The organism is Parabacteroides sp. 20_3, assembly GCF_964238835.1.
GTDB lineage: Bacteria > Bacteroidota > Bacteroidia > Bacteroidales > Tannerellaceae > Parabacteroides > Parabacteroides distasonis.
Genome location: NZ_CAXSNO010000015.1, coordinates 13914 through 28668, shown reverse-complemented (window position 1 = coordinate 28668; position 14755 = coordinate 13914). Strand labels below are relative to the sequence as shown.

Here is a 14755-nt window from a genome sequence, read left to right as displayed (position 1 = left end):
ATAAGAAAGCGAATAAGGGAACAAAAAAATAGCTCGGAAGGGTTGCAGAAGTCAAAGAAACGCGTACCTTTGCAAATGACTAATTAAAACGATCGTTTAAATCAATCATTTTTCTCTTTTATTATTTAATGTACATGCGTACATTAGTAAATACACCATCCAATAATCAACAAAAGTAAGATCACCTTTTGCGATAGATCGGAATATTAGTTTCCTTTGTTCTAGCAAAATGACACTTTGTAAACAGAACTCCCTGAGATTCGCTTTTTCCAAGCATAAGTACAGTATAAAACGGCTTTTCACACAGAAAAACGCCATTCATAACTATCTTCCATCCGCTAGTTCGAGCACCTCACGAAAACCTCCTGTCACGATATACGGCTTATATCAAGCAAAATATCAATACAACATCTGTTTATATAACATATAGATTCTATAGAATCACACATATTATAACCTCATTATATCCTTCAGAAAACACGTACGTCTTTTTCCAAAAACATGTACGTGTTTCCGAAAAAAGACGTACGTGTTTTTTTAAAAGCAAAACAACCTCTCTCGTACTAAAAAATATTTCCTACCTTTATGCACTTATTTCAATATGCACCAGACTATACATTAATATATATGGAACCGTTTATTCATTTACACGTACATACCCAGTATTCCTTGCTGGACGGACAGGCATCCATCGACGCGTTGATCGACAAAGCGTACAAAGACGGAATGCGTGCGATCGCCGTAACAGACCATGGCGTTATGTTCGGTATCAAGGAGTTTTTCAATAAGGTTAGCAAAAAGAACAGTAAACCTCTCGGGATCATCAAGGACTCCGAGAAAGAACTAAAACCGCTGCAGGCCAAGGATGCGCCAACCGATGAGGAACAACAAAGGATAACGGAACTACAAAAACAAATCGCCGAAGCGAAAGCTTCCATCTTCAAGCCGATCATCGGGTGCGAATGTTATTGCGCTCGCAACGGAAGGCATAGCAAGCTGGCCTCGCAAGACGACCGTAGCGGCTGGCACTTGATCGTTCTGGCCAAAAATAAGAATGGATACAAGAACCTGATCAAGATGGTATCCCTCTCATGGACGGAAGGATTCTACGGACGTCCGCGTATTGACAAAGAGTTGTTGGAGAAATATCATGAGGATCTGATCATCTGCTCCGCCTGTTTAGGAGGAGAGATCCCACAGCATATCATGCACGGACGAATCGATAAGGCTGAGGAGTCTATCAAATGGTTCAAAAACTTATTCGGAGAAGACTATTACCTTGAGATGCAACGGCACGAGACACACGACCCTAACGCTGATTGCACGATTTTCCCGCATCAACAAGAGGTGAACAAGGTGCTGATCGAGCTTGCGCACAAATATAATATCAAGCTAATCGCCACCAACGACGTCCATTTCGTCAATGCCGACGACGCTGAGGCCCACGACCGCCTGATCTGCCTTAGTACCGGCAAAGACTTGGACGACCCCAAACGTATGCGCTACTCCAAGCAAGAATGGATGAAGACAACCGCCGAGATGAACACCATCTTCGCCGATATCCCCGAAGCTTTGAGTAATACCCTCGAGATAGCCGACAAAATAGAATTCTACTCCATCGACAGCGGTCCTATCATGCCGACTTTCGCCATTCCCGAGGAGTTCGGCACCGAGGAGTCCTACCGTCAGAAATTGACAGAGCATGATTTATTTGAGGAATTCACCCGAGACGAGAACGGTAATGTCGTATTAAGCGAGGAAGAGGCGCACTCCAAAATCAAGAAATTAGGTGGATACGACAAACTATACCGCATCAAGCTGGAAGCCGACTATTTGGCGAAATTGACATACGACGGAGCCAAGGAGCTTTACGGAGACCCCTTGAACGATGAAGTAAAGGAGCGTCTGAACTTCGAGTTACATATCATGAAGACCATGGGTTTCCCCGGCTACTTCTTGATCGTGCAAGATTTCATCCGTGCCGCTCGTGAGGAACTCGGTGTATCCGTAGGACCGGGACGTGGTTCGGCCGCCGGATCTGCCGTAGCTTATTGCTTAGGGATCACCAAGATCGACCCGATCAAATATGACCTCCTGTTCGAGCGTTTCTTGAATCCGGACCGTATCTCCCTCCCCGATATCGATACCGACTTCGATGATGATGGCCGTGGCGAGGTCTTACGCTGGGTAACGGAGAAATACGGTGCCGAGCGTGTGGCTCATATCATTACTTATGGTACGATGGCTACCAAGTCCGCTATCAAGGATGTCGCCCGGGTACAGAAATTACCGTTATCCGAATCGAACCGGTTAGCCAAATTGGTTCCGGATAAGATCCCTGACATGAAGAAGTTCAAATTGGGCGACGCCATCAAGTATGTGCCGGAACTAAAAGAGGCGGCTAACGGAAATGATCCGCTGGCACGGGATACCTTGAAATATGCCCAGATGCTGGAAGGCAACGTCCGTAACACGGGTGTACACGCCTGCGGTGTCATTATCGGACGTTATGATATATCGGATGTCGTACCTGTCAGTACGGCGAAAGACAAGGATACCGGCGAGGAGATGCTGGTTACCCAATACGAGGGTTCCGTGATCGAGGAAACCGGATTGATCAAGATGGACTTCTTGGGCTTGAAGACCTTGTCCATCATCAAGGAAGCGATCGAGAACGTGAAACTGACTACCGGACATGATCTGGATATCGACCATATCAGTCTGGAGGACCCCAAGACTTATAAATTGTATTGCGACGGAAAGACAACCGGTACATTCCAGTTCGAGTCCGCCGGTATGCAAAAGTATTTGAAGGAGTTGCAACCTTCTAAATTCGAGGACTTGATCGCCATGAACGCCCTGTATCGCCCGGGCCCAATGGATTACATCCCTTCTTTTATCGCCCGTAAACAGGGTAAGGAAGAGATCAAGTACGACATTCCCGTCATGGAACGCTACCTGAAAGATACATACGGTATTACGGTCTATCAGGAGCAGGTCATGCTTCTATCCCGTTTGCTCGCTAACTTCACGCGTGGTGAGAGTGATGCCTTACGTAAGGCGATGGGTAAGAAGTTGATCGAGAAGATGAACCATTTGAAGTCTAAATTTATGGCTGGTGGTCAAGCCAACGGCTATAAAGAGGATACTTTAAACAAGATCTGGTCCGACTGGGAGAAGTTCGCCTCATACGCATTCAATAAGAGTCACGCTACTTGTTACTCATGGGTGGCTTATCAGACCGCTTACTTGAAAGCGAACTTCCCGTCCGAGTATATGGCCGCCGTCTTGAGCCGAAGCTTATCCAATATCACGGATATCACGAAGTTCATGGATGAATGTAAAGCGATGGGTATTCAAGTATTGGGACCGGACGTGAACGAGTCTATCTTGAAGTTCAGCGTAGATAAGAACAAGAACATCCGCTTCGGGCTAGGCGCCGTGAAAGGCGTAGGTGAGTCAGCCGTACAAAATATCATAGAGGAACGCAAGAAGAACGGCCCGTACAAGAGTATCTTCGATTTCGTAGAACGGGTGAACTTGACCGCTTGCAATAAGAAAAACATAGAGTCCATGGCTTTGGCCGGAGCGTTCGATAACTTCGGTATCCAGCGTGAGCAGTTCTTCACCGACAGTGGAAAAGGGGAATTGTTCTTGGATACCTTGGTTCGCTATGGTAACAAATACCAGATGGATAAGAGCACGGCAGTCAACTCTTTATTCGGTGGAGACGCCTTGATCGCCATCGCTAAACCGGAGATCCCGCAATGCGAGCGTTGGAGCGATCTCGAACGCCTGAATAAAGAGAAGGAGTTGGTCGGTATTTACCTATCCGCCCACCCGTTGGATGAATACCGTATCATATTAAAGTATGTATGTAATACCGGCATGGTAGAACTTAACGAGCGGGAAACCTTACAAGGCCGGGAGGTTTTATTAGGTGGTATCGTCACCGGTTTCCGGGAAGGAATGACCAAGAACGGAAAGCCTTACGGAATCTTGAAGATCGAGGATTTCACGGGTAGTGGCGAGATCCCTCTTTTCGGACAGGATTATATCGAATACAGCAAGTATGGTAAAATAGGGATGTATCTCTTGATCACAGCCCGTGTAGAGCCTAGCCGCTGGGACCCCAATAAACTGGACTTCAAGATTGGTACCGTCAACCTTTTGCAAGACGAGAAAGACAAGCTGATCGAGAAAATCAGTATCACGGTCCCGATCCATGATTTGGACGAGCCGACTATCAATGAGCTTTCGGTATTGATCAAGAACAATCCGGGCCATAGCCTGTTATATTTTAAGGTTGTCGATGGGGAACATAATATTTCCCTAAATCTCTTCTCCCAAAATATCCGCTTAAACGTGACCCGTGAGCTGGTAGACTTTTTACAGGAGAACGAGAATATCGATTTTAAAATTAATGGTTAAAGTTGTACGACGCTGAAAGAATTTGTACTTTTGGCGTCATAACAATCATTAGATTATAATTCATAATTAAATAATACGTAATTCAAAATGGCACTACAAATTACAGACGCTAATTTCGAGGAGTTGGTTAACTCCGGAAAGCCCATGGTTCTTGACTTTTGGGCAGAGTGGTGTGGCCCTTGCCGCATGGTATCTCCTATCATTGATGAGTTGGCAACCGAATACGAAGGTCGTGTGACGATCGGTAAAATGAACGTTGACGAGAATGACGATGTAGTCGGACAATTCGGTATCCGCAACATCCCTACCGTTCTTTTCTTCAAAGACGGTAAGATGGTTGATAAAGTAGTAGGCGCTACGGCTAAGGATAAGTTCGTAGAAAAGATCGAGGCAATGCTTAAATAATTGAAAGTTGAGAATTGAGAATTGAAAATACCGAGGAATACGCTCTGTAACTTTCAATTCTCAATTTTTACCCCTAAGTATATGTCGCTTGCCCGGAGGACCGGGAAGACGGCTCATCTCAAAACCAGCCGCTTGCATACCTCTGCGTACCTCTCCTTTTGCGCAATAGGTTACGATCACTCCGCCCGGTGCGGTATGAGCATACAAACGATTATAGATTTCCTGATTCCACATCTCCGGTTGTTTCTCGGGCGCAAATGCGTCGAAATAGATCAAATCGATATCATCCGGTAGTTCACAGGCGTTACTATTTCCTTCTATTTTATGAAGTGTAAAGCGCTCTGAGATTGAAACGGGAGTATTCCACTCCGCCTCATGCAAGGCTAAGAATAACTCTTTTCTCTCCGGCCAGATCAGCTCCCCATAATTCAAGGCACGAATCGTATCTAAAGGAAGCGGGTATAACTCCACTGTATGATAATCAATATGATGTGCTTGAGATAGCTCGACATCCTTCAATGTCAAGAAGGCGTTCAGCCCTGTACCGAAGCCAATCTCCACGATTCGGATAAAGTCTTTTTCAAGCGCATGCAATCCCGCCTCTATAAATATATGTCTTGATTCCTGCAGGGCCCCGTTCACGGAATGATAATGTTCATCCATCGCCGGAATATATAGCGTATGGCTTCCATCCGCCGTTATCTGTAATTCTTTCTCCATATGTATGCAAAGATAATACATACGAATCAGAATAATACTTATCTTTACCGCTATAAATATGATATAAGATATGGATAGACGCCATCTTTACTTCTTACTATTCTTATTATGTACCATACAAGCCGCTATCGGTCAACAGCGCTCCTTCTCTATCAAGGGAGTTGTAAAAGACGCATCGAGCGGACAGCCGATACCTTTCGCTAACGTAGTGGTATGGAACACGACGCAAGGGGCGGTCACCGATTCCACCGGATTATTCGAGATATCCGGCATATCACCCGGAAGCTATCGTCTCCAATCCTCCTTTCTGGGATATAAGCCATTCGTTACCGCCGAATTCAGACTAGCGAATAAAGATATATTCTTCCCGATCGAGCTAGAGGAAGCCAGCCAGAATCTGCAAGAGGTTAGCGTAGTAGCCTCTCCGTTCCGTAAAACCGCCGAAAGTCCGCTAGGACTTCGTGTAATCGGTTTCAAGGAGATAGAGAAAAGCGCGGGAGGAAACCGGGATATCTCCCGGGTAGTACAAACCTTTCCGGGAGTAGCGTCTACGGCAGCGTTTCGTAACGACTTGATGGTAAGAGGAGGAGGTCCCTCGGAAAACCGTTTCTTTTTGGATGGCGTAGAGATACCGAATATCAACCATTTCTCTACCCAAGGAGCCTCCGGAGGTCCGGTCGGTATTATCAATCCCGATTTTATCCGGGAGGTCAACTTTTATTCGGCCGCATTCCCCGCATCCAAAGGGAACACTTTAAGTTCGGTATTGGATTTTAAACTACAAGATGGGAATAAGGAGAAATTCTCATTGCGAGGAGTCCTAGGAGCCTCAGATATCGGTGTGTCCGCTAATGGACCGCTAGGAAAAAAGACCACTTACCAAGTGTCTGTTCGTCGCTCTTACCTTCAATTCCTTTTCGATATGATCGGCTTGCCGTTCTTACCTACTTTCACGGATGCCCAATTCAAGATTAAGCACTCCTTCAACCCCAAGAATGAGCTTACAGTTCTCGGATTAGGGGCGATCGATGATATGAAGCTGAATACAGGAATGAAAGACATGAGCGAGAAAAACCAATATATCCTCTCTTACTTGCCGGTCGTAAAACAAAAAACGTATACCCTTGGAGCGGTTTATAAACACTATGCCGGTAAAAATCTCTACTCGGTCATTATCAGCCGTAGCCAGACCAACAATAAGAATATTAAATACAAAGACAATGACGAAAGCAAGGAAGAGAATCTCTCCTTAAATTACCGTTCGGATGAGATCGAGAATAAGTTCCGAACGGAAAACACGTTCCGCTTACCATTCATTCAATTGAATGTCGGAGGAAACATCGAATACGCCCAATACACGAATGACACCTATCAAAAGCAATTTACCTCTATCCCCCGTACCATCGTATATCAAACAGACCTTGGCATATGGAAGTGGGGTATCTATGCCACGGCTATTTATGAGAGTTATAACGAGCGGTTTACCGCCTCTTTAGGTGTTCGTGCGGACGCAAACAATTATTCCTCGGATATGAATAATTTGTTAGATCAGTTATCTCCTCGCCTATCCTTATCCTACCGCTTGTCCGATCCGCTTTATATAAACGCGAATATCGGACGCTACTACGAGCTTCCTCCTTATACGACATTGGGATTCAAGGATAATGAAGGTAATTATGTAAACCGGACAAATCATTTAAGCTATATCCGAAGCGACCAAGCCGGATTAGGCTTGGAATACCGTCCTACCTCATACTTGAAATTCACGGCCGAAGGATTCTATAAACATTATGATCGTTATCCGATGTCCATACTCGACAGTATCCCACTCGCGTCGAAAGGTACAGACTATGGTGTCTTGGGAAATGAGGCCGTATCGTCTACCGCTACAGGGCGAGCTTATGGGCTTGAGATCATGGGACGTTGGTATAATTATAAAGGGCTTACTTTCATCGCATCCTACACTTTGGTAAGAAGCGAATTCAAGGATGGGAGAAATATGGACACTTATCTTCCCTCGGCTTGGGACAATAAGCATCTGTTCACGTTTAGCGGGACTTATTCTTTACCCAAGAACTGGGACGTAGGCGCCAAGTTCCGGGTAGTAGGAGGCGCTCCCTATACGCCTTACGATGTAGAAAAGAGTAGTTATGTAGAAGCTTGGGACGCTAATAACGGGCTATACTATGATTACAGCCGGTTTAACAGCGAACGGCTCAAGCCATTCACGCAGTTAGATATCCGTATCGATAAAACATTTTACTTCAAAAAGATCATGCTTGGAGCCTATATCGACATCCAAAACATATTGAATTCCAAATACAAAGAGCAAGACGTATATATCAAAACGGGTAAAATTATCAACCCGGAAGCTCCCATATATGAACAACGGTACGAATTAAGACCGATAGAACGTCTTACAGGAACGCTTCTCCCAAGTATCGGAGTGATGATCGAGTTATAGATTTTAGGCGTAATAGATTCTTTTTATTTTGAATTTCAGCAATTAATCATAAATCTTTTCTATTTTTGTGGACTGTATGAACAAAAAATAGTACTTTAATCGCAAATAAGCACATGAATAGGTAGGTAAAGAATGACATTATTAAAATACTACATACGATTCGTACTCTTTATCGTGTTAAGTCTGGTCTTTTCTTTCCACTTATACGCTACAGATAATGCAGGCCCTATTTTAATCATTAGCTCCTACAATCCCGATACACGTAATACGACCGCCAATATTTCCGAGTTTATGGAGGAATATAAGCGGGGAGGTGGTATCTCGCCGGTGGTTATCGAGAACATGAACTGTAAGAGCCTCCCGGAAGCCCCCTTATGGGACGGTAAGATGAGAGGTATATTGGATAAATATAAGGAAAATAACACCCCTCAGCTTATCATTATCTTAGGTCAAGAGGCATGGGCTTCTTATATCTCCCAAGAATACAAGCCTAATATACCGGTTTTATGCGGTATGATCAGTAAGAATGCGATCTTATTACCCGACTCGGATTTAAATGTCGCCGAATGGGAACCGAAATACATCGATATCCAAGAGTACGTAGATAAAGGTTTACACCTTGGCGGGTTATTGTATTCTTATGACGTAAAAGAAAATATCCGGTTAATACGTAAGTTATATCCCCAAACTCAAAATATAGCATTAATCACCGATAATACCTACGGTGGTTTAGCTATGCAGACCTTGGTAAAAAAGGAAATGGAAAATATCAAGGATCTGAACTTGATATTACTGGATGGAAGAAAGAATAATATCTACACCATCGTTGAGCAAATCAAGAACCTGCCGGATCAGACCGTGATATTGATTGGTACATGGCGTGTAGACGTGAACGACGGGTATTATGTTGGAAATGCCACGTATACCATGATGACCGCCAATCCCAGAATCCCGACATTCACATTGGCATCCGTCGGCATAGGGCACTGGGCCATCGGAGGTTTCAGTCCCAAATACAGGCCTATAGGTTCCGATTTGGCGAAAGAGGCTTTAAGTATATTGGAAAAGAAAATCGCCCCTAAAGATATCCATCCACAAATCATTCCCAATGGATATATGTTCGACGCTTCAAAGATCAAGGCTTTTGATATCAGCAGATTGTCATTGCCCCACGACGCTACTATTATCAACGAGGACCCGAGCCTATTCTCCAAATACAGGTTCGAGATCTTGCTAAGCGTAATCACCGTATTATTTATTTTCCTGATTATGATATTAATCTTCTTTATCCGGACCAATAAACTGAAAGATAAGTTATTGGATCTACAGAAGGATAATATACTAATCATGAATAATATCCAAGCTTCCATCTATTTCATCAAGCCGGATTATACCGTAAAATGGAGAAATGAGGTAGAGTTCCATGACTGTATCCCTGAATTCGGTCCGGCTAATTGCTTCTTGGTCAAGAACGGAGTAAAGCCTTATTGTACCCGTTGCACGGTCGCAAAGGCCATGGAAACCAAAAAGCAGGTCGATATCACGAATGAGTTCGGCGATGGAAAGTATCTTCATATTTTGGCGAACCCTGTATTAGACGAGCACGACAACCTTATCGGGGTTATTTTCAAGAAAGAAGATGTGACAAAACAAAAACAGGCGGAGAACGAACTGAGGAAAGCGAAAGAGAAAGCGGAAGAGTCCGATCGTTTGAAATCCGCGTTCTTGGCGAATATGAGTCATGAGATTCGAACGCCATTGAATGCGATCGTCGGTTTCTCCGGATTATTGGCCGTAACCGAGAATATGGAGGATAAAGAGGAATATATCAATATCATTAATAGCAACAACGACCTGCTATTGCAATTGATCAATGATATTCTCGATCTAGCCAAGATAGAGGCGGGTACGCTAGAATTCGTGGATTCAGACGTAGATGTCAATCAACTATTCTCCGATATCGAGCAGTCTTCCCGTTTGAAGGCGCAAGATGGTGTGCAGGTATGCTTTGTCGAGAAGATCCCGAATTGTATCTTACGCACCGACCGTAACCGGGTCTCCCAAGTCATTACGAACTTTATCAACAACGCCATCAAATTCACGACTCAAGGTAGCATCCTGTTTGGCTACCGCCATAGAGATGATGAGTTGTATTTCTATGTAAAAGATACGGGATGCGGTATCGCCAAGGATAAGATCGGTCAAGTTTTCACCCGTTTCGTTAAGTTAAATAGCTTTGTGCAAGGAACGGGGCTAGGATTATCGATCTGCCAGATGATTATCAAGCGTCTGGGTGGAGATATAGGGGTGGAATCAGAGCAAGGAAAAGGTTCTACATTCTGGTTTACGTTGCCCTATTCGATACTAGAGATGCAGGAAGTCCCGCATGAGAAACCAAAGACCGAGAATGTACAGAAGAGCCAGTCATCCAAATCTGCAACCCTATTAATAGCGGAAGATAACGAAAGCAACTATACTTTATTCCAAGCCATGTTGAAAGATTATAACCTTATACACGCATGGAACGGGGAACAAGCGATCGATTTATTCAATAAATATCAACCGGACTTAATCCTAATGGACCTAAAAATGCCGATCGTAGACGGCTATGAGGCTACACGGGTAATTCGGGAAAAGAACCAGTCCATTCCTATCATCGCCGTAACGGCTTTCGCCTTCGCGGAAGATGAGGAACGGGTAAAACAAAGCGGATTCTCCTCTTACATCGCTAAACCGATCAAGCCGGATAAGCTAATCGCATGTATTAATACTTATTTATAGAATCCGTTTGGTAACAATCGGAAAACGCAAAACGAAAGAGGAACCCTTCTCTACTTGAGAGTCGAGACTAATACTTCCTCTATGACGGTTCATGATCTGCCGGCAAAGACTTAATCCGATACCGGAACCTTTAGATTTAGTCGTGAAGAAAGGCACGAAGACCTTGTCGATCGCCTCGGGAACAATTCCGCTACCATTATCAATCACCGAAATAATAACCATGCCGGCTTTTTGGACAGCCTCCACGACTATTTGAGGAGATAAGGACTCTTCACAAGCCTCTATCGCATTTTTCAATAGATTAATTAATACTTGTTCCACCATGATCCGGTCCGCATATAAATTCAAGTCTTCCGGCTTTACATGAAAGAAGAGGATATCGGATTTCTCCGGGAATAGAAGCCGGATATCGTCAAAGAGAGCCGAAACCGAGAAGTTTCGTAAAGTAGGTAAAGGCAGACGGGTTAATTTCCGATAATTCTCGACAAAATCCAATAACCCCTTACTTCTTCGGTGGATCGTTTGCATGGCTTGTACCATAATAGCGTAGTCTTTCTCATTCATGCCATTTATCGTCGCACGCTCGGCTACCGTCTCTGATAAAGAGATTACCGGAGCGATCGAGTTCATGATCTCATGCGTCAATACCCGGATAAGTTTCTGCCATGCCTCGGTTTCCGCCTCAGCGACCACCGAATTATACAATCGACTCCGTAAAGCCTCCAAGGCAGCGTTCATAGAAGAGGCCAAAGCCTTTTCGTCTTCCGTCATTGAATCGGAAGGATAAAACAGGCTCAGATCCCCGTAATGAATACTCTCTATCAGGTATTCCATCCGCTTAACAGTCTTTTGCTGATCCTTATATAAGAAAACCGAAAGCGCAAGAATACAAAATCCGAACAGCACGGGAATAAACAAAAACCCTTTCAGCATTAAGAATGAGGCAGTAAAAGACAATACCACGATCCCCAAAATACGAGCGAACAACAAGTAACGTATCATAAGCCAAATTTCTCCAATTTACGATACAAGGTAAAGCGGGTAATCCCTAGAAGCTCGGCGGCACGAGTGATATTCCCCTCGGCACGACGTAAGGCACGTTCGATCGCTTCTTTCTCCAATACCGTCAGATTTAACTCATCGGATGGTTCCTTATCCCTAAGCGGGACAGAACGCAGAATAAAGTCTTCCGGCCTTAGCCAATTACTTTCAGACAAGATAACCGCCCGTTCAATCGCATGTTGCAGTTCACGTACATTACCAGGCCAAGCATAATTATGTAGCTTATTCTTCCCATCCCTGTTAATGCCCTTCAAGTCTTTCTTATATTTACGAGCATACTTCGACAAGAAATGTTCAGCCAATAAGATCACGTCATTTCCTCGTTCCCTCAAGGGAGGAATATGTAACTCGATCGTATTAATACGATATAAAAGATCTTGCCGGAAAGTACCTTCTGCCACAAGATGATGGATATTCACGTTCGTTGCGCAGATCAACCGGATATCAATCGGTATGGGTTGCGTTGCTCCCAAACGGGTTATCTGTCGTTTTTCCAAAGCGGTCAACAGTTTCGCTTGCATGGAAAGGCTTAAGTTCCCGATCTCATCCAAGAACAAGGTGCCACCGGAAGCTACCTCCATTCGTCCCGGCTTTTCCTTACGGGCATCCGTAAAAGCCCCTTTCTCATAGCCGAATAATTCACTCTCGAAAAGTTGTTCCGGAATAGAGCCCACATCGATCCCGACGAAAAGATTCCCCGAACGCGGAGATTGATGATATAAGGCGCGGGCAACTAAATCTTTACCGGTTCCATTCTCCCCCAAGATTAATATATTGGCATCCGTATTCTTTAATTTATCGACCGTAGCGAAAATAGCCTGCATCGGTTCGCTTTCACCGATGATCTCGAAGCCAGCATCCTCGGGTGAACTAAGAATCTCAACTTGTTTCTTTAAATTTCGCACTTCCGCCCTACTCTCCCGAAGTTCCAATGCCGAAGAGAGTGTAGCGAGTAATTTCTCCTTTTCCCAAGGTTTCGGGATAAAGTCGGTAGCTCCCGCCTTAATCGCCCGCACGGCCTTATCCGTATCCGAATAGGCAGTCATAAAAAGAACCACCACGTCCGGGTCTATCTTCTTTATCTTCTCCAGCCAATAGAAACCCTCCTGACCACTAATAGCATCCCGTTTGAAGTTCATATCCAACAAGATAATATCCGGGATAAAAGTCCGCATGAAATGATCGATGCGCTCCGGTTGCGTAGCCACTCTTATTTGTTCCATATAGGGCTCCAGTAATAAATTAAGGGCAAAAAGAATGTCCTCATTATCATCTATAATTAATAGTTTTCCCTTTTTCATAAGCGCTGAACTAGTTTGTGATGCCTCAAAGGTAGGTATTAAATCAATGGAAGAAGCGTGCGTAATCGAACGATTATCGTGCGCAGATGAACTGTTAAATTAATAGTCCGCAAAGAGGGTTAAGATTAAGTAAACGGTAAGACTATTTAAGCGAAAGAAAAAACGAGGAGAAAGAAGGAAGACTATCTTTGAACACAATTAACAATTCAGGCATTCATGAGACCACTATTGATTGGATTTTTCGTCTGTATAAATATACACTTAGGCTATGCGCAATGGACTGAGCAAGATTCGATCTGGCTAAAGGATGTATTAGCAGGCAAAGATTCCATCAAATTGAACCCTGAATTCCAAAAAGCAATCCAAAGCGGTTCTTTCCTCAACCCGGAACCAGGAAAACCGATGGGGAAACCTCAACTGGCCGCTCCCAGCAATATCCCTATCACCAAAGATTTCTCAGAATATATCCAACAAGACGATACGACACACCGAAAAGTAGCATTGAAGGATTTACCGCCATCGGTATTCTGGCGACATAATCCACCGTATAAAAAGATACTGCCTGTCTATCAATCTATCTTAGATGAATTGAAAAGGACTCCGTCCAGTGGTCGTACCTCACTAGCTACCTTCGATCTAGGAAGGATGACCAGCCGGAAAACATATGTCCATAAACGCAACGCAAAACGCAACGGAACTTGGCAAAACTACGGTAACCTCCCTACCCCGGATGTCATCTCTAAAAGGAAGAAATTCGAAAGACAACAGGCAGAGGCCGCAAAAAAGGACTCCTCATTGATGATCCAACCACCAATCGATTAGCTTACGGGCCAAGCTCAACTTACGGGGGATCTCCGGTAAGTTATCTTTGGTATAGAAGGCACCAGAACTTAGTTCCTCATCCTGCAACTTAATTTCCCCACTTACATAATCCGCTACAAAGCCTACCATCAAGCCACTCGGATAAGGCCAGGGTTGGTTTCCGAAATAAGTGATATTATCGACCTCTAAACCCGTTTCCTCACGGACCTCCCGACGCACACACTCTTCCAAGGTCTCGCCAACTTCTAAGAATCCGGCCACTAATCCATGGAAAGTTCCCCGGAAATTACGGGCATGTACCAAAAGAATCGAATCCTCCTTACGGATCAAGACGATCATCGCTGCTGAGATTGTCGGATAAATCTCATGTTTGCAAGAAGGACATTGCTTCATGATCGACGTAGTCTGTACGGTAGGAGTACCACATACCGGGCAGAAACGGCTATGGCTATCCCAATAAAGCAATTGAAAAGCCTTACCCGCCTTCTCGTAACACGCTCTCGAGATATAATCCCAAGAGGCACGCAACCCCATATGTACGTAACGGTCATTCCCCTCCACCGGAGTATCCAATTCTGCCGTACGCGCGGGAAGTCCATCCCGGTAATCAACCTCCAGCGTATGAGAAACCGGAACTGGGGGATTCTCGCCATAAGGGATGGTATACGTATCATTCTCTTTCTGAAGCAACAGTTGGTCTTTATAAAAAAGGAACCAATAACAGAGTTTATTTGAAGTTTCCATGCTGATATTTCCGAATTATCTTTCT

Annotated in this window: 9 protein-coding genes; 5 read left to right on the top strand and 4 right to left on the bottom strand. The window is 44.3% G+C overall.

Annotation, left to right across the window (positions count from 1 at the left end; translation table 11 throughout):
* Positions 1 to 627: 627 nt before the first annotated feature.
* Together dnaE and trxA are read left to right on the top strand one after the other, a co-directional pair.
* Positions 628 to 4431, top strand: coding sequence for a DNA polymerase III subunit alpha (dnaE, locus tag ACESPU_RS21180; protein WP_195283901.1), 3804 nt, complete (start codon positions 628 to 630; stop codon positions 4429 to 4431).
* Between the two features lie 87 nt (positions 4432 to 4518).
* On the top strand, positions 4519 to 4836 hold the full coding sequence (gene trxA / locus ACESPU_RS21175) for a thioredoxin (protein WP_005867529.1): 318 nt from the start codon (positions 4519 to 4521) through the stop codon (positions 4834 to 4836).
* Positions 4837 to 4896: 60 nt separating this feature from the next.
* Here trxA and mnmD read toward each other — a convergent pair whose 3' ends face one another.
* Positions 4897 to 5556, bottom strand: coding sequence for a tRNA (5-methylaminomethyl-2-thiouridine)(34)-methyltransferase MnmD (gene mnmD, locus ACESPU_RS21170; protein WP_087880432.1), 660 nt, complete (start codon positions 5554 to 5556; stop codon positions 4897 to 4899).
* A 70-nt stretch (positions 5557 to 5626) separates the two neighbouring features.
* On the opposite strand from mnmD, the gene ACESPU_RS21165 reads away from it, so the two are divergent.
* Together ACESPU_RS21165 and ACESPU_RS21160 are read left to right on the top strand one after the other, a co-directional pair.
* The gene (locus ACESPU_RS21165; protein ID WP_057326204.1) at positions 5627 to 8020 is read left to right on the top strand and encodes a TonB-dependent receptor; all 2394 of its coding nucleotides are present in this window, start codon (positions 5627 to 5629) and stop codon (positions 8018 to 8020) included.
* Between the two features lie 132 nt (positions 8021 to 8152).
* Positions 8153 to 10801 (top strand): ATP-binding protein, encoded by a 2649-nt coding sequence (locus tag ACESPU_RS21160; protein ID WP_057326205.1) that lies wholly within the window; start codon positions 8153 to 8155, stop codon positions 10799 to 10801.
* On the opposite strand, the gene ACESPU_RS21155 is transcribed toward ACESPU_RS21160, so the two are convergent.
* Together ACESPU_RS21155 and ACESPU_RS21150 are read right to left on the bottom strand one after the other, a co-directional pair.
* Positions 10796 to 11803 carry a PAS domain-containing sensor histidine kinase gene (locus ACESPU_RS21155; protein WP_057326206.1) on the bottom strand — a complete coding sequence of 336 codons (1008 nt, stop codon included), beginning with the start codon at positions 11801 to 11803 and terminating at the stop codon, positions 10796 to 10798. The two genes, ACESPU_RS21160 and ACESPU_RS21155, sit on opposite strands and share 6 nt — an antisense overlap.
* Positions 11800 to 13164: a sigma-54 dependent transcriptional regulator gene (locus tag ACESPU_RS21150; RefSeq protein ID WP_009275379.1), complete on the bottom strand. Its 1365-nt coding sequence runs from the start codon at positions 13162 to 13164 to the stop codon at positions 11800 to 11802. Before ACESPU_RS21150 ends, ACESPU_RS21155 begins: the two co-directional genes overlap by 4 nt.
* A gap of 216 nt (positions 13165 to 13380) precedes the next feature.
* Between ACESPU_RS21150 and ACESPU_RS21145 the strand changes: the two genes are divergently transcribed.
* Positions 13381 to 13986 carry a DUF4858 domain-containing protein gene (locus tag ACESPU_RS21145; RefSeq protein WP_008772812.1) on the top strand — a complete coding sequence of 202 codons (606 nt, stop codon included), beginning with the start codon at positions 13381 to 13383 and terminating at the stop codon, positions 13984 to 13986.
* Here the strand turns inward: ACESPU_RS21145 and nudC are convergent.
* Positions 13957 to 14730 carry an NAD(+) diphosphatase gene (gene nudC, locus ACESPU_RS21140; protein ID WP_009016882.1) on the bottom strand — a complete coding sequence of 258 codons (774 nt, stop codon included), beginning with the start codon at positions 14728 to 14730 and terminating at the stop codon, positions 13957 to 13959. The two genes, ACESPU_RS21145 and nudC, sit on opposite strands and share 30 nt — an antisense overlap.
* Positions 14731 to 14755 lie beyond the last annotated feature (25 nt).